Origin of the sequence: Streptomyces sp. NPDC006743, assembly GCF_040703815.1 — a bacterium.
GTDB lineage: Bacteria > Actinomycetota > Actinomycetes > Streptomycetales > Streptomycetaceae > Streptomyces.
On sequence record NZ_JBEYJA010000051.1, the window covers coordinates 1 to 13895 of the forward strand.

At 73.8% G+C, this 13895-nt stretch carries 12 protein-coding genes and 1 pseudogene; 7 read left to right on the forward strand and 6 right to left on the reverse strand.

The genetic code is table 11. The annotated features are described in order from the left end of the window. The 3 genes and pseudogenes from ABZ719_RS30300 to ABZ719_RS30310 all read left to right on the forward strand — a co-directional run. Positions 1–237 (forward strand): annotated as a pseudogene (locus ABZ719_RS30300) (ATP-dependent helicase); the annotation flags it as partial. A 193-nt stretch (positions 238–430) separates the two neighbouring features. After that, positions 431–655 carry a CBS domain-containing protein gene (locus ABZ719_RS30305; RefSeq protein WP_366728397.1) on the forward strand — a complete coding sequence of 75 codons (225 nt, stop codon included), beginning with the start codon at positions 431–433 and terminating at the stop codon, positions 653–655. A gap of 574 nt (positions 656–1229) precedes the next feature. Then, on the forward strand, positions 1230–1586 hold the full coding sequence (locus tag ABZ719_RS30310; protein WP_366728348.1) for a MerR family transcriptional regulator: 357 nt from the start codon (positions 1230–1232) through the stop codon (positions 1584–1586). Positions 1587–1736: 150 nt separating this feature from the next. On the opposite strand, the gene ABZ719_RS30315 is transcribed toward ABZ719_RS30310, so the two are convergent. Beyond that, positions 1737–2603 carry a class I SAM-dependent methyltransferase gene (locus ABZ719_RS30315; RefSeq protein ID WP_366728398.1) on the reverse strand — a complete coding sequence of 289 codons (867 nt, stop codon included), beginning with the start codon at positions 2601–2603 and terminating at the stop codon, positions 1737–1739. 86 nt (positions 2604–2689) lie between these two features. Continuing rightward, positions 2690–3259 (reverse strand): DoxX family protein, encoded by a 570-nt coding sequence (locus tag ABZ719_RS30320; RefSeq protein ID WP_366728349.1) that lies wholly within the window; start codon positions 3257–3259, stop codon positions 2690–2692. Positions 3260–3654: 395 nt separating this feature from the next. On the opposite strand from ABZ719_RS30320, the gene ABZ719_RS30325 reads away from it, so the two are divergent. From ABZ719_RS30325 to ABZ719_RS30340, 4 genes are all read left to right on the forward strand, one after another. Further along, positions 3655–4311, forward strand: coding sequence for a hypothetical protein (locus ABZ719_RS30325; protein WP_366728350.1), 657 nt, complete (start codon positions 3655–3657; stop codon positions 4309–4311). A 353-nt stretch (positions 4312–4664) separates the two neighbouring features. Beyond that, a complete protein-coding gene (locus ABZ719_RS30330) occupies positions 4665–5144 on the forward strand; it encodes a hypothetical protein (RefSeq protein WP_366728351.1) in 480 nt (159 codons plus the stop codon). Between the two features lie 178 nt (positions 5145–5322). Continuing rightward, a complete protein-coding gene (locus ABZ719_RS30335; protein ID WP_366728352.1) occupies positions 5323–7188 on the forward strand; it encodes a phosphatidylglycerol lysyltransferase domain-containing protein in 1866 nt (621 codons plus the stop codon). Positions 7189–7220: 32 nt separating this feature from the next. Then, entirely contained in the window at positions 7221–9362 is a 2142-nt protein-coding gene (locus ABZ719_RS30340) for a protein kinase (RefSeq protein WP_366728353.1), read from the forward strand. Between the two features lie 246 nt (positions 9363–9608). Here ABZ719_RS30340 and ABZ719_RS30345 read toward each other — a convergent pair whose 3' ends face one another. The 4 genes from ABZ719_RS30345 to ABZ719_RS30360 all read right to left on the reverse strand — a co-directional run bounded on the left by ABZ719_RS30345 (position 9609) and on the right by ABZ719_RS30360 (position 13721). Further along, a complete protein-coding gene (locus tag ABZ719_RS30345; RefSeq protein WP_366728354.1) occupies positions 9609–11054 on the reverse strand; it encodes a HAMP domain-containing sensor histidine kinase in 1446 nt (481 codons plus the stop codon). Then, positions 11055–11780, reverse strand: a complete 726-nt coding sequence (locus ABZ719_RS30350; RefSeq protein ID WP_366728399.1) for a response regulator transcription factor — start codon at positions 11778–11780, stop codon at positions 11055–11057. Between the two features lie 232 nt (positions 11781–12012). Further along, positions 12013–12621 carry an FMN reductase gene (locus ABZ719_RS30355; RefSeq protein WP_366728355.1) on the reverse strand — a complete coding sequence of 203 codons (609 nt, stop codon included), beginning with the start codon at positions 12619–12621 and terminating at the stop codon, positions 12013–12015. Next, positions 12618–13721: an LLM class flavin-dependent oxidoreductase gene (locus ABZ719_RS30360; RefSeq protein WP_366728356.1), complete on the reverse strand. Its 1104-nt coding sequence runs from the start codon at positions 13719–13721 to the stop codon at positions 12618–12620. Before ABZ719_RS30360 ends, ABZ719_RS30355 begins: the two co-directional genes overlap by 4 nt. Between the last annotated feature and the right edge of the window lie 174 nt (positions 13722–13895).

A 13895-nucleotide genomic window follows, 5' to 3' on the forward strand; every position in this document is an offset into this window, starting at 1 on the left:
CCCCACATCACCCCCATCCACGCCGGCGACACCGAACTCCACCGCATCACCGGCGCCCGCACACCCCCCGGCACCCCCACCACCATCACCGAGCCGAAGAGGGAAGGCCCGCGCGGCGCGTCGTCCCCCGCCCGCGGCCGCCGGGGCTCCCGAGGGCGCGCCGGACAGGGCCGGCCCGCGGGCGAGGCCGCGCGCCGCAGCGCACCCCGGCGGGCCGGCTCCGGCTCGGCCGCCTGAGAGCTGCGGACAAAAGGGGAGTCCGAGCAGCTCTCGGCGTCCGGTGCGTGCGATCGCAAGGCGCCGGAAGGTCCTTGTGGCGCGGCTCTGAGAGTTCCGAGGTCCCTGATCACCAGCCCGTCCCTTCCGCCAGGAGGCACCCGTGAGGACAGTTCAGCCGCAGCACCAGGCAGCGGATCGCTTCGCCCAAGCCGTGCCCGGCGGCAGGGAACCGTCCGGGCCCCGGGTCAGTGACGACATGACGGTCGAGGTGGCGCTGTCCCTGATGGCGGGCGCCCGTGTCGATCACCTCGTCCTGTGCGACGGCGACGACCGGAGCACGGGCCTGATCACCCTGGCCCGGCTCGCCGTTCTCCGGGGGAGCCCCGCGTACACGGACCGGATCCGTCTGCGGGACGTCCTCGCCCCCACCGGCTGACACGCCTCGCCCGGGGGCGCGAAGACGGGCGGAAGACCTCCGCGAACACCTGACGAGGGCCCTGCCGACACGCGTCGGCAGGGCCCTCGTCGTCGTATCACCCTTCCGCGCCGGGCCACGCCGCCCCTCGTCCGCCCCTTCGTCGCAGGTCACCGGAGAGCTGTGGACCCCGGGCGAGAAAATCTACTCTTGCCAGAGTAGACATCGGCCTCTTACACGGTTAGCCTTTTTCTCGTTGAGACGGTCCAGTGAGAGCCGGCAGACACGAACTGCCGGGAAGCAGTAGCTGCAGTACCCGTTCGCAAGTGGTCGGTTCGGAGAAAGGACGGAGGAGCAGACGCCATCAGGATCGCCCGGCCCGAGCAGCTCTCGGCCCGGGTACCGCAAGACCCCGGATTGGATGGTGGTCCCCGGTCACGCAGCCGCGATCCCCGCACCCCTCCCCCAAGCGGGCCGGGTAGCGGAAACAGAAGGTCGGCAGAGCATGAGGGCCGACAGATGGTGTTTCATTTCCTTCGGGGCCCTGGTGCCGTACGGCACCAGGGCCCCTCGACGCGTTGTACAACGAGGTGACATGGCAGCAGATACTCCGCTCAGCAATCGTCTGGACGACGACGACTACCCCGCCTACACCATGGGCCGGGCCGCCGAGATGCTCGGCACCACCCCTGGCTTCCTGCGGGCCATCGGTGAGGCTCGTCTCATCACCCCCCTGCGCTCGGAGGGCGGGCACCGCCGGTACTCCCGCTACCAGCTGCGGATCGCCGCCCGCGCCCGCGAGCTCGTCGACCGGGGAACCCCCATCGAGGCCGCGTGCCGCATCATCATCCTCGAGGACCAGCTCGAGGAGGCTCAGCGCATCAACGCCGAGTACCGCCGCGCCGCGAAGGAAGCACCCCAGAGCCCCGGTCCCCGTACCGGTTCCGGCTGATCACTCGGGCGCGGGCAGGCGGAAGCGAACCGTTCCTCCCGGGCCCGCGTGCACCCGCGCACCGGCGCGGCCCGGAGATGCCGGCGGCGTCTGCGGGCGGGGCACTCGCCTGCCCCGGTCGTGCGGTTCCCGCTCAGCCCGCCCCGCCGGTCACAGCCCGGGGCGAGGTGCCGGGGCGATCGGATCCCTCCACCAGACGAAGACCTCCGTGCTCGGCCGGCGTTCGGAGAACCGTCCCGACGGGGAGGCTTTCCGGAGCAGCCCGCGCAGCTCCGTCTCGAAGTCCTCGCGGCGCGGGCCGAACAGGTGCGGGGCCGAGAACGACATCGAGAACACCCAGGCGACGACGTCGTCGTCACCGCGTTCCAGCGCCTGCCCGCCGGGGACGACATGGCGGTCGGGACCGCGGAACCCGGCCCGTGCCAGCACCGCCGCCTCACCGCCGGGCGTTCCCTGCGGCAGCGTCCCCCTGCCCGCCCGCCGGACCGGCCCCAGGTAGTCCCTGACCAGCTGATCGATGGCCGCGTAGGGGACGGCGGGGTGCGGCAGACCGGCCGCGGTACGGGTCTCCGTCTTCAGGTCGGAGACGTGCACCAGGGCCCCGCCGGGGCGGAGCATCCTACGGACGGTCGCCGCCACCAGGTCGCGGTCCATCCAGTGGAAGGACTGGCCGAAGACGGCGACGGTGAACGTCCCGAGTCCCGCGGGCAGTTCCTCGGCCCGGGCCCGCACCCACCGCGTCTTCCCGTCCACGCCCCGCTCAGCGGCCGCCCGCCCGGCCTCGGCGATCATCCCGCGGTCCGGGTCCACGCCGACGATCTCGCCGAACAGGGGCGCCAGGTCCAGGGCGAGGGTTCCCGGTCCGCACCCCACGTCGAGGAGGCGCCCGCGCCCGTCCGGTTCCAGTGCCCCGGCGAGCACGTCCGCGAGCCCGGGGGCGTAGGGAAGCCTCCCGCGCCGGTAGTACGCGGCGGTCCCCGCGAACAGCGTGTCGTCCCACTCCCAGCCGGCCACCACCGTCACCCACCGCCTCCGCCCGGACCCGCACTTGGACGGGCGATGATCCCACGGGCGGGGCCGGTCCCGGTACGGCGTTCGCAGCCTCACAGGGCCAGGGTGACGGCTGCCCCGCCGCCGCCGAGGCCGGCGGCGAGGGCGGCTTCGGGCCAGCCTCCCCGCCCCCAGCGGAAGAACCGGTCGACCGCGAACCGGCCCGGTCCGACAGCGGCGAGGGCCAGGGCGACGACGGCGATGCAGACGTTGTACTCCACGCCGCCGTCCGTGGCCCACAGCCCGTGGGCCACGGTGACGGTCACCATCGCGTTGATCATCACGCCGATCAGCGCGGCGGCCGCCAGCGGCGTGAGGAACCCCAGCGCCAGACCGGCGCCGCCGAGGAACTCCGAGAGGCCGCCGATCACGGCGTAGACCGCTCCCGGGCGGTACCCCAGGGACTCGAAGCCCCTGCCGGTCGCGGCCAGGCCGCCGCCCCCGAAGAGGCCGAACAGCTTCTGAGTGCCGTGCCCGGCCATCAGCAGTCCGAAGGTCGCCCTGAGCAGCAGGAGTCCCCAGTCGGCCGCCGCTCCGGGCGGGGCGGTGCGGTGTGCCGTCGGTCCCGCGGTGACCGGCGGCTGGTTGACGTTGCGCTTCACAACGATGCGCTTGACCACCATCTGAATCTCCGGGAGGACACCGGAACGGGCGCGCCCCCGCCCGGCGGGACGCCGGGCCGCCACGACTCACGTTTCCAAAACGGCGGCCGTCGCGCACCTCGGACCACCGCCTTCACCGCCCCCGGGAGGCGCCCGCCGCACCGTCCGGCCACCGCGCCCGCGTACCGCGCCCGCAGGCGGCGTCTGTGTACAGACCGCGCACCTCATGTGATCATGACGGCTGCTGCGATCAACGACCATGGTCGCGAGCGGACGCCGCCCGCGGGCGGCTGCGGAGAGGCCGCCCGAGGCGGCCTCGGGGAAGCGCCGCCGAGGGCGGCACAGGGAGCGTCGCCGCGGGGCGGCACAGGGAGCGTCGCCGCGGGGCGGCGCAAAAACGCATCGGGGGGTGCGAAGTGACACGGACGACCTCGTGGGTCGCCATCTGCCTGGCCTTCGCCGGCATCGCGGGGGGCGTCTTCGTCGGCGCGTCGGGGCTGGACACGGTGGTCGGCTGCGGCGTCCCCGACCACACCTACCCGGACCAGAGCGCGCGGGACTGGGTCACCCAGGCCGACCACGTGGTCGTGGGCACTCCCGTGCAGGAGGAGGAGACCGGCCGCCAGGACTTCACCAAGGGCCCGGTCGGCCACCAGACGGACCGCAAGGTGACGTTCCGTACGGACCGCCTCCTGTGGTCCGCCGGCCGGCCCCGGCAGTCGCTGGGCCGGAGCTTCGACCTGGTGGCCCCCGGGTGGAGCGTGATGCGACAGAGCGGCGACCGGATCAAGCGGACGACCGGGGACGCTCCCCGCCTGGAGACCGGCCACACCTACTTGCTCGCCCTGCGCTGGAGCGACGGCCGGTGGGCGGTGCTCGGCGAGGGCGCCTCCGTGCCGTTCGACGGGCACACCGCCGGCCAGGGGGAATGGTGCGGACGCGTGCTCGGCACGAAGGACGTGGCACGCGGCGAACTCTTCTCCCGCTCGGACGACCACAGCCTCGAGAAGAGCCTGGTCGGGCAGGGCGAGGAGGCCGTCGTCCGCGCGCTCGACCGGGCGGGCCGCAAGTGACGTCCACCGGCGGGCCGACGTCCTCGCGGTGACGCCGGCCCGCGTGACGCCAGGGGTGGACGTCACGGACGTACGCGCCGCGCCGGGTGGACCCACCCCTGGCGTCCACCCCTGTCATCCAGCCGTGAGGTCCTTCTGCGGCTTCCGCCCGTCGCGTGCGTCCGTGACATGGTCCCGGGACCTGGTCCCGGGCATCGTCCCGGGCAGCGCGGCCTGCCCGTTCGCCGGAAGGGTGGCGCTTCGGCCGGCGTGGCCCGGCTCCGCGCCCATTGCGGCGACCGCCGGTTTCCCTCCCCGCGCGGCACTACGTACTGTAGGGTCCGGCTCGCCATGCAACCGTCGACGGGGGATCCATGCAGGAAGCGCAGTGCCCGGCGCCGGGCGCCTCGCTCGGCGAGGAGGCGAAGGGCGGGCTCGGGCCGACGGTCGCGGTCCTGGTGGCGAGCCTGACGGTCGCCGCCGGCGGGGTCTACGAACTGTGCGGCTTCGGGCTGCACAGCCTCGCGCAGCACCCGCACCTGTTCAACGACGGCTTCGCCACGGCGGGGGTCATCGGCGCCACGGTGGCGGCCGGTGCCGCGGCGGGGAACCTGGCCTGGCTCCTGACGGCGCCCCGGAGGAACGCGGCCACCGGCCCCGGCCGCCCTCCGCGCACCGGTCCGGCGGAAGGCCCCGCGCACGGCGACCACGCCACTCCCGTCACCGGCAGCGGCACCCCCGCCCCTGATGCCGCCCCCGGTGCCACGAGGACCGAAGGCACCGGCCGCGGCCGCCCGCCCGGCGCCCCCGCCGGCGGCACACCCCCGCTTCACCACCCCGGTCCCGCCGAGTAAGCGCCGCCCCACCCGTTCCTTACCTTTTCCCGGAACAGTGGGAGGCGGCAGCTCACCAGGCTCCGTTACCCTACAGACTGTAGGGACCGCAGAGCCGTCTCGTCCGAGCCCGTTCCGTCCCCCGCTCCCGTCCCCCTCCGCCCTTCCCGGCGGCCCTCTCCGAGGTGACGTGTCACCCATGCCCGAACGGCAGTCCGTCCTCATCCCCCCGCAGCGCGAGTCCCGCGCCCCGGCCCGCCTCTCCCCCGGCCCCCGGCTGCGGGCGGGAGCCGCCGCGGCCACCGTCTGGTACCTGCGGGTGCTCGCGGCGCTCAACATCGTCGCGGTGCTCTCCCTGCCCTTCCGCGAGGAGGTGCACGAGCACAACGGCGGCGAGTTCTTCACCCCGTACCTGGCCACCGCCGGCCTCGTCTCGGCCGCGCTCGCGCTGTTCCTGGCCATGGTGATGCGCCGCCGCAAGCGGGCGGCCTGGCTGTTCAACCTGCTGTTCGCCGGACCCCTGTTCCTGCTCTACGTGCTCGCCCTCACCCAGGACCGCTACCAGGACCACCTGTTCAACTGGCTCTCCGCCGCCCTCACCGGGGGGTTCGTGGCCGCCCTGCTGCTCGGCCGCCGCGAGTTCAACGCCATCGGCGACCGCTCCAACCCCCGGCACGCCCTGGCCGTCGGCGCCGGCGGCATCCTCCTCAGCGGCGGCCTCGGCACCTGGCTGGTCGACGCCACCAACAAGGTCTCCGGCGCACCCCTCACCGACAAGGTCGTCTACACCCTGCTGCGCAGCATCAGCGTGGGCCCGCTGGCCGACCGCGTCCCCGCCGTGCACGCGCCCCGCTGGGTGGACATCACCATCAACCTCCTGATGGCGGCGACCTTCCTGCTGGTCCTCTACGTCTGCTTCCGCTCGCCGCGCGGCCGGGCGCTGCTCGGCGAGGAGGACGAGAGGCGGCTGCGCGACCTGCTCGACCGGCACGGCGACCGCGACTCCCTCGGCTACTTCGCGCTCCGCCGCGACAAGGCCGCCATCTTCTCCCCCACCGGCAAGGCCGCCGTCACCTACCGCGTCGTCGGCGGTGTCAGCCTCGCCTCCGGGGATCCGATCGGCGACCCGGAGGCCTGGCCCGGCGCCATCGACGCCTGGCTGTCCGAGGCCCGCAGGCACGCCTGGGCACCCGCCGTCATGGGCGCGAGCGAGGAGGCCGGCACGATCTACGCCCGGCACGGCCTGGACGCCCTCGAACTGGGCGACGAAGCCATCGTCGACGTCGCCGACTTCAGTCTGGACGGGCGCGCCATGCGGGTCGTACGACAGGCCCACAACCGGGTGCGCCGGGCCGGTTACACGGTCACCATCCGCCGCCACGAGGACATCCCCGACGACGAGATGGCACAGCTCGTCGAGCGGGCCGACCAGTGGCGCGACGGCGCCACCGAGCGCGGCTTCTCCATGGCGCTCGGCCGTCTCGGCGACCCGGCCGACGGCCGCTGCGTGATGCTGGAGTGCCGGGACGCGCAGGGCGAGCCGCGCGCACTGCTGAGCTTCGTGCCGTGGGGCGAGCAGGGCCTGTCGCTGGACCTGATGCGCCGCGACCGCGACAGCGAGAACGGCCTGATGGAGTTCATGGTCGTGGAGCTCCTGCTGCGCGCGGGCGAGATCGGCGTACGGCGGGTCTCGCTCAACTTCGCGATGTTCCGTTCGGTCTTCGAACGCGGGGCGCGGCTCGGGGCCGGCCCGGTGCTGCGGCTGTGGCGTTCGGTGCTCACCTTCTTCTCCCGCTGGTGGCAGATCGAGTCCCTGTACCGCGCCAACGCCAAGTACCGGCCGGTGTGGGAACCGCGGTTCCTGCTGTTCGCCAAGAGTGCCGACATCCCGCGCATCGGCATCGCCAGCGCCCGCGCCGAGGGCTTCCTCACCCCGCCCGCGCTGCCGTCGTTCGCCCGCCGCGGGCGTCGGTCCGTGCCGGACGCTCCCGCCGGATCCACGGATTCCGCGGATTCCGCCGGTTCGGCCGGGGCCGCCGGTTCCGGCGCCAAGTCCTCGCGCTGACAGGGGATTTCGCGTTCGGTAGCCTTCGGGTCATGACGGGGTCCGGGGGAGACGGCAACACGGCGGAGAACGGCGACGGGAACCGCGCGGAACGGGACGGGAGCGGCCCGGAGCAGGACGGGAGCGGAGGTTCCGGGCTCGATCTGCGCGGCAGCGGCGCCGAAGCGCTGCGGGCGGAGGACCCTCTCCGTATCGGCGCCATCCCGCTGGTGGGCAAGCTCGGCACGGGCGGCATGGGCCGGGTCTACCTGGGGGTGCACGACGGACGGTACGCCGCCGTCAAACAGGTGCTCCCCCTGCTCGCCGAGGACCAGGGGTTCCTGCGGCACTTCGGACACGAACTCGACAACCTCGCCCGCCTCCCCGAACACGCCACCGCTCCGCTGCTGGCCAGCGACCGCGAGGCCAAGCCGCCCTGGCTCGCCACCGCCTACGTTCCCGGCCTCACCCTGAGCGAGGCCGTCGGGCTGCACCAGGGCGGGCTGCCCGGCGACGCGCTGTGGCTGCTGCTGCGCGAGTCCGCCGCGGCGCTGCGCACGGTGCACGACCTGGACATGGTGCACCGGGACCTCAAGCCGTCGAACGTGATGCTGACGCTCGACGGATGCACCCTCATCGACTTCGGTGTCGCCCGCGCCGCCGACCAGAGCCGGCTGACCAAGACCGGCATGGTGGTCGGCACCCCCGCGTACATGTCACCCGAACAGGCCTCGGGTGCGCGGACACTGACAGGTGCCACGGACGTCTTCGCCCTGGGCTCCCTGATCTCCTTCGCGGCGAGCGGGAGGTCGCCCTTCGGCGAGGGCGCGGGCCTCGACCTCCTCTACCGCATCGTCCATGACGAGCCCGACCTCCAGCGGCTCCGGGAGTGCGACGGGGCCCTCGCCGACGTCGTCGCCGCCTGTCTGGACAAGGATCCCGAAGGGCGCCCCACCGCGGCCGAGCTGGTGCGGCTCGCCGACGCCGAGGGGCCGTTCACCGAGCCGCTGTGGCCCCCGCCGGTCACGTCGGTGCTGGCCCGGCGGGCGGCGTTCGCCGCCGCGGTCCCGGCGGCCGAGGCGCTCCTGGCCGCGCGGCCCGCGACGCGGGAGTCCGGAGCCGCGGAACCGGCGGAGTCGGGCACCACGCGGGAACCGGAGGGCTCCGGGGACCGGAAGGAACCGGAGGGCCGGGAGCCCGGCGGCCCGAAGGAACCGGGGGGTTCGGAAGAACCGGGAGGCGCGAAGGAGCGCTCGGCCGCGGACCCGGCGAAGTCCGGCGGGCGCAAGGAACACCGGCGCCGCAACCGCATCCTGCTCGCCGTCGTGCCGGTCGTCGCCGTCGCCGGTGCCACCACCGCCGTCCAGCTCCTCCCGTACTCCTCCGCCGGTCCCGACGCCCGGGCCGGCGCGTCCCCCCTGACCTCGGCGAGCGCCGGCGTCAGCCCCTCCGGGTCCGCGTCGGGCTCGCCCTCGGGTCCGGCCAAGCCCACGACGTCCGCTTCCGCCTCGCCCGGCAAGGACGCGAAGGGCGGGAAGGACGACGGCAAGGACGGGAAGGACGACGGCAAGGACGGGAAGGCGGCGGCGGGTTCGGGCGGCCGCGGCGGTGGCGGCGCGGACGACCGCACCGGCTCGGACGGGACGGGAACCGGAGCAGGAACCGGCAGCGGGACCGGCACCGGAAAGGGCTCAGGCTCGGGATCCGGCTCGGGGTCGGGCTCGGGGTCCGGCACCGGATCCGGTTCGGGTTCAGGTCCGGGCTCGGGCAGCGGCTCCGGCAGCTCGGCGGGGGGCGGGTCGGCGGGTGGTGGCTCCGGCGGGCAGCCCTCGTCCGGCAGCGCCCACCTCTACAAGAACGGCGACACCGGAAAGTGCCTGACCAGCCAGTACATGGCCGCGTCCACCGGTGCCTGCGCGGACTCGACCGCCGCGTGGACCGTCCGCAGCGCTTCCGGCGGCGCCTTCCAACTGGTCAGCAAGCAGAGCGGCCAGTGCCTGAGCGCGAACTTCAGCGGGCAGAACGTGTTCGTGGGCGCCTGCGACGGCGCGAACCCGCGGCTGTGGCGCGCGGGTTCCGGCAGCACCCTGGTCAGCGTCTTCAACGGCAGTTGCCTGGACATCGGATTCGGCGGCAACGTGTCGGCCACGCCGTGCACGACCGGGAAGGCGTCGCAGCGCTGGGCGAGGGAGTGACCGGCACCGGGGCCGCGTCCACTCCCCGGAACCGGCCTCACCTGCCTCCAGGGCTGCCCTGACCGGCCGGCCCGAACCCGCCCTGACCCGTCCCCGCAGGTCACCGTGGCACCGCGCCTCACCCTGGCGCGGCAGCTCACCGCTGGCACGGCAGGTCACCCTGGCACCACAAGTCACCGCTGGCGCCGCGACTCACCCCGGCACCGCAGCTCACCACGGCACCGCAAGTCCCCCTGGCACCGCACCTCACCGTGCCGCCGCGCCGCCCTCGGCCCGCTCCCGTTCGGCGCCCACGGTGAACCCGATCACCGCGCCGCCCCCCTCGCGCCGGGAGGCGAACGGCGCGCCCCCGTGGGCGATGGCCACCTCCCGCACGATCGACAGACCGAGGCCCGACCCGGGCAGGGAACGGGCGTCGGCGGCGCGGTAGAAGCGGTCGAAGACGCGGATCAGGTCGCCCTCCGCGATGCCGGGGCCCCGGTCGAGGACCTCGACGCGCACCGTGCCCGGCCGGGCCGGCCCCAGCACGGCGATCTCGATGGGCGCCGTGCCGCCCCGGTCGAACTTGGCCGCGTTCTCCACGAGGTTGGAGACGGCCCGCTGGAGCATGCCGGGCCGGCCGTCCGCCGTCGTGTCACCGCTCGCGCGGACCACGATGTCGCGTCCGGTGCGGCGGCGGGTCAGGCCCGCCACGTCCTCGGCGATGTCGGCGAGGTCGACGCGCTGCGGCGGCTCGGTGTCGGACTGCCCGGCGGCGAGGTCGACCAGCTCGTTGACGAGGTCGGTGAGTTCGCGCGCCTCCTGGGCGAGGTCGGCGACCAGTTCCTCACGGGAGGCGGGCGGCAGTTCGTCGATGCGGCGCAGCAGCGAGATGTTGGTCCGCAGCGAGGTCAGCGGGGTGCGCAGTTCGTGGCCGGCGTCCTGCACCAGGCGGCGCTGGTCCTCCTCGGACTGGGCGAGGCGGCCGAGCATGCGGTCGAAGGAACGGCCCAGGCGGCCCACTTCGTCGTAGCCGGTGACCGGCACCTGGACGCCGAGCCGCCGGGTGCGGGCGACGTCCTCGGCGGCGGAGGTCAGGACCACCAGCCGGCGGGTGATGCGGCGGGCCAGCCACCAGCCGCACAGGCCGGCCGCGATGACCACGATCGCCATCAGGATCAGGGTGCGCTGCTGGAGCGCGCGCAGCAGGTCCTCGGTGTCGCTGAACTCCTGGGCGACCTGCACGGCACCGCGCCCGTCGCCGAGCGCGACGGTGGCGATGCGGTACACGTCGTCGGCGACGGGCACGTCCTGGTACTCGATGGTCTTGCCCGCGACGTCGTCGGAGGCGACGGCCCGGTCGTCGGCGGTGACGGGCAGCGGGGGGCTGCCGTGGTCCACGATCTGGCCCTGCGCGCCGAGCACCTGGACGTCGGTGCGGCTGGGCCGGACGACCTCGTGGCCGGGGCGGGAGGAGGAGAAGTCCTCGGGCGTACGGTCGTAGCGCCGGACCTCGTCCTGGACGTCCTGGACGACCTGGGTGAACACGGACTGCTGGTCCACGCGCACCAGGCGGGCGGCGGAGTTGTACGACAGGATGCCGACCAGGACGGTGACGGCGGCGGTCACCACCGCGAACGACACCGCGAACGTGGTCCGCAGCGACGAGAGCCGGCGCCGCGGTCGGTCCGTCAGCCGCGCGAGGCGGCCCACTCAGTCCTCCCGCAGCACGTACCCCACACCGCGGACGGTGTGGATGAGCTGCGGGGCGCCCGGCTCGTCGAGCTTGCGGCGCAGGTAGCCGACGTACACGGCGAGGTTCTTGGAGCCGGGGCCGAAGTCGTAGCCCCAGATGCGGTCGTAGATGGTGGAGTGGTCGAGGACGATGCCGGCGTTGCGCACCAGCAGTTCGAGGAGTTCGAACTCGGTGCGGGTCAGTTCCACCTCGCGGGCGCCGCGCCACACCCGGCGGGCCTGGACGTCCATGCGGATCCCGGCCGCCTCGACCTGCCGCTCGGGCAGGTGCGGGGTCTTCGCCGGCGCCTCCTCGGCAGCCGGGGCGGCGGCCTGTTCCGCGGGGGCCGGGCTGGTGCGGCGCAGCAGGGCGCGGAGCCGGGCGAAGACCTCCTCGACGTCGAACGGCTTGACGACGTAGTCGTCGGCGCCCGCGTCGAGGCCGGCGATCCGGTCGGCGGTCTCCACCAGGGCGGTCAGCATCAGGATCGGGGTGCGGTCGCCCTCGGCGCGCAGGACCCGGCAGACCTGGAGCCCGTCGATGCCGGGCATCATCACGTCCAGGACGAGGACGTCCGGCGGTGTCTTGTGGGCCTGCGCGAGTGCCTCGACGCCGTCGGCCACCGCCGTCACCTCGTAGCCCTCCAGGGTCAGGGCCCGCTCCAGGGCATGGCGGATGGCGCGGTCGTCTTCGGCGAGCAGCACAGTCTGAGGCACCCGCCCAGTCTGCCAAGGCCGGGTGCGGGCGAAGCGGGCGCGCGGGCCTACGATCACCCCTTTTTACCCGGCTCTCACCGTCTCGGACGCAACCGGCGGCAGGTGCCTACCGTCCTCTCACCCACCGCCGTCCCCGCCCCCCTTCGTGCTCATGTACGGAACCACGAGCACGGAACCCGATGACGCAGGACCGCGGGCACGGCGGCTCCGGGTGCGGGCCTCAGCCACGGAGCCGGGCCAGCTGCTCCTCGAACGGGACGACGGTCAGGTCGTCCGCCGCCCGCCCGGGCGCCCCGTCCCGCCGCGCCGGGCGCCCGGTCATCAGGGCCGCCAGCTCGCCCGCCGCCCGTTCGATCCGCTCGGGCAGCCCTTCCGCGCCCCAGTCCTCGGAGGCGGCGTAGACACCGGTGGGGACGACGACGGCCCGCAGGTAGGAGAAGAGGGGCCGCAGGGCGTGGTCCAGGACCATCGAGTGGCGGGCGGTGCCGCCGGTGGCGGCGACCAGCACCGGCTTGCCGGCCAGGGCGTCCTTGTCGCGCGCCCCGAGCACGTCGAAGAAGGACTTGAACAGCCCGCTGTAGGACGCGGAGAACACGGGGGTGACGACGATCAGGCCGTCCGCCCCGGCCACCGCGTCCAGCGCCTTTGCCAGGGCGGGGCCGGGGAAGCCGCTGGTGAGGTTGTGCGCGATGTCGACGGCGAGGTCGCGCACCTCGATCACCCGGACGTCCGCGCCCGTGTGCGCGGCGGTCGCGGCGGCCAGCCGGTCGCCGAGCAGCCGGGTGGAGGACGGGACGCTCAGTCCCGCCGACACGACGACGATGTTCATACGGCGCTCGCCTCCTCCGGAGCCGCTTCCGCGGCCGCGGCCAGCAGGGACGTGTGGGTCGGCGCGTCCGGCACGTCCGCCGGACGGTTCTTGGCGAACTCCTCGCGCAGCACCGGTACGACCTCCTCGCCGAGCAGGTCGAGCTGTTCGAGGACGGTCTTCAGCGGCAGCCCGGCGTGGTCCATCAGGAACAGCTGGCGCTGGTAGTCGCCGGCGTACTCGCGGAAGGACAGGGTCTTCTCGATGACCTGCTGCGGGGAGCCGACGGTCAGCGGGGTCTGGGCGGTGAAGTCCTCCAGGGAGGGCCCGTGGCCGTACACCGGGGCGTTGTCGAAGTACGGACGGAACTCGCGCACCGCGTCCTGGGAGTTCTTCCGCATGAACACCTGGCCGCCGAGGCCGACGATGGCCTGCTCGGGGGTGCCGTGCCCGTAGTGGGCGTAGCGGGAGCGGTACAGCTCGATCATCCGCTTGGTGTGGTCGGCGGGCCAGAAGATGTTGTTGTGGAAGAAGCCGTCGCCGTAGTACGCGGCCTGCTCGGCGATCTCCGGGGAGCGGATCGAGCCGTGCCAGACGAACGGCGGTACGCCGTCCAGCGGGCGGGGCGTCGAGGTGAACCCCTGGAGCGGGGTGCGGAACTTGCCCTCCCAGTTCACCACGTCCTCGCGCCACAGCCGGTGCAGCAGGGCGTAGTTCTCGATGGCGAGGTCGATGCCCTCGCGGATGTCCTTGCCGAACCAGGGGTAGACCGGGCCGGTGTTGCCGCGGCCCATCATCAGGTCGACGCGGCCGTCGGCGAGCTGCTGGAGCATCGCGAAGTCCTCGGCGATCTTCACCGGGTCGTTGGTGGTGATCAGGGTGGTGGAGGTGGACAGCACCAGGCGCTCGGTGCGCGCGGCTATGTAGCCGAGCATCGTGGTCGGCGAGGACGGGACGAAGGGCGGGTTGTGGTGCTCGCCGGTCGCGAAGACGTCCAGGCCGACCTCCTCGGCCTTCAGCGCGATGGCGACCATGGCCTTGATGCGCTCGCGCTCGGTCGGCGTCCGTCCGGTGGTGGGGTCCGGCGTGACGTCACCGACGCTGAAGATCCCGAACTGCATGGTCGCTCACCCTCCAAGTTGTTGATTGTTCAACTATACCCCGCTGAACGGCGCGCGCCCCGCGGGTATTCCGCGGCGGGGAGAGGGCTTGACTGGGAGAGGGCTTGGCCGGACGTGGCGCGGTGGGGGCAGGGCGGTGGGGGTGGCGTCGCTGGGGGTGGCCCGGCGGGGGAC

What these genes read in the sequence shown, in the direction of transcription:
- ABZ719_RS30360 (WP_366728356.1), bottom strand. Translation starts at nt 13,721, where the DNA reads ATGCAGTTCGGGATCTTCAGCGTCGGTGACGTCACGCCGGACCCCACC.
- ABZ719_RS30355 (WP_366728355.1), bottom strand. Translation starts at nt 12,621, where the DNA reads ATGAACATCGTCGTCGTGTCGGCGGGACTGAGCGTCCCGTCCTCCACC.
- ABZ719_RS30340 (WP_366728353.1), top strand. Translation starts at nt 7,221, where the DNA reads ATGACGGGGTCCGGGGGAGACGGCAACACGGCGGAGAACGGCGACGGG.
- ABZ719_RS30335 (WP_366728352.1), top strand. Translation starts at nt 5,323, where the DNA reads ATGCCCGAACGGCAGTCCGTCCTCATCCCCCCGCAGCGCGAGTCCCGC.
- ABZ719_RS30330 (WP_366728351.1), top strand. Translation starts at nt 4,665, where the DNA reads ATGCAGGAAGCGCAGTGCCCGGCGCCGGGCGCCTCGCTCGGCGAGGAG.
- ABZ719_RS30310 (WP_366728348.1), top strand. Translation starts at nt 1,230, where the DNA reads ATGGCAGCAGATACTCCGCTCAGCAATCGTCTGGACGACGACGACTAC.
- ABZ719_RS30320 (WP_366728349.1), bottom strand. Translation starts at nt 3,259, where the DNA reads ATGGTGGTCAAGCGCATCGTTGTGAAGCGCAACGTCAACCAGCCGCCG.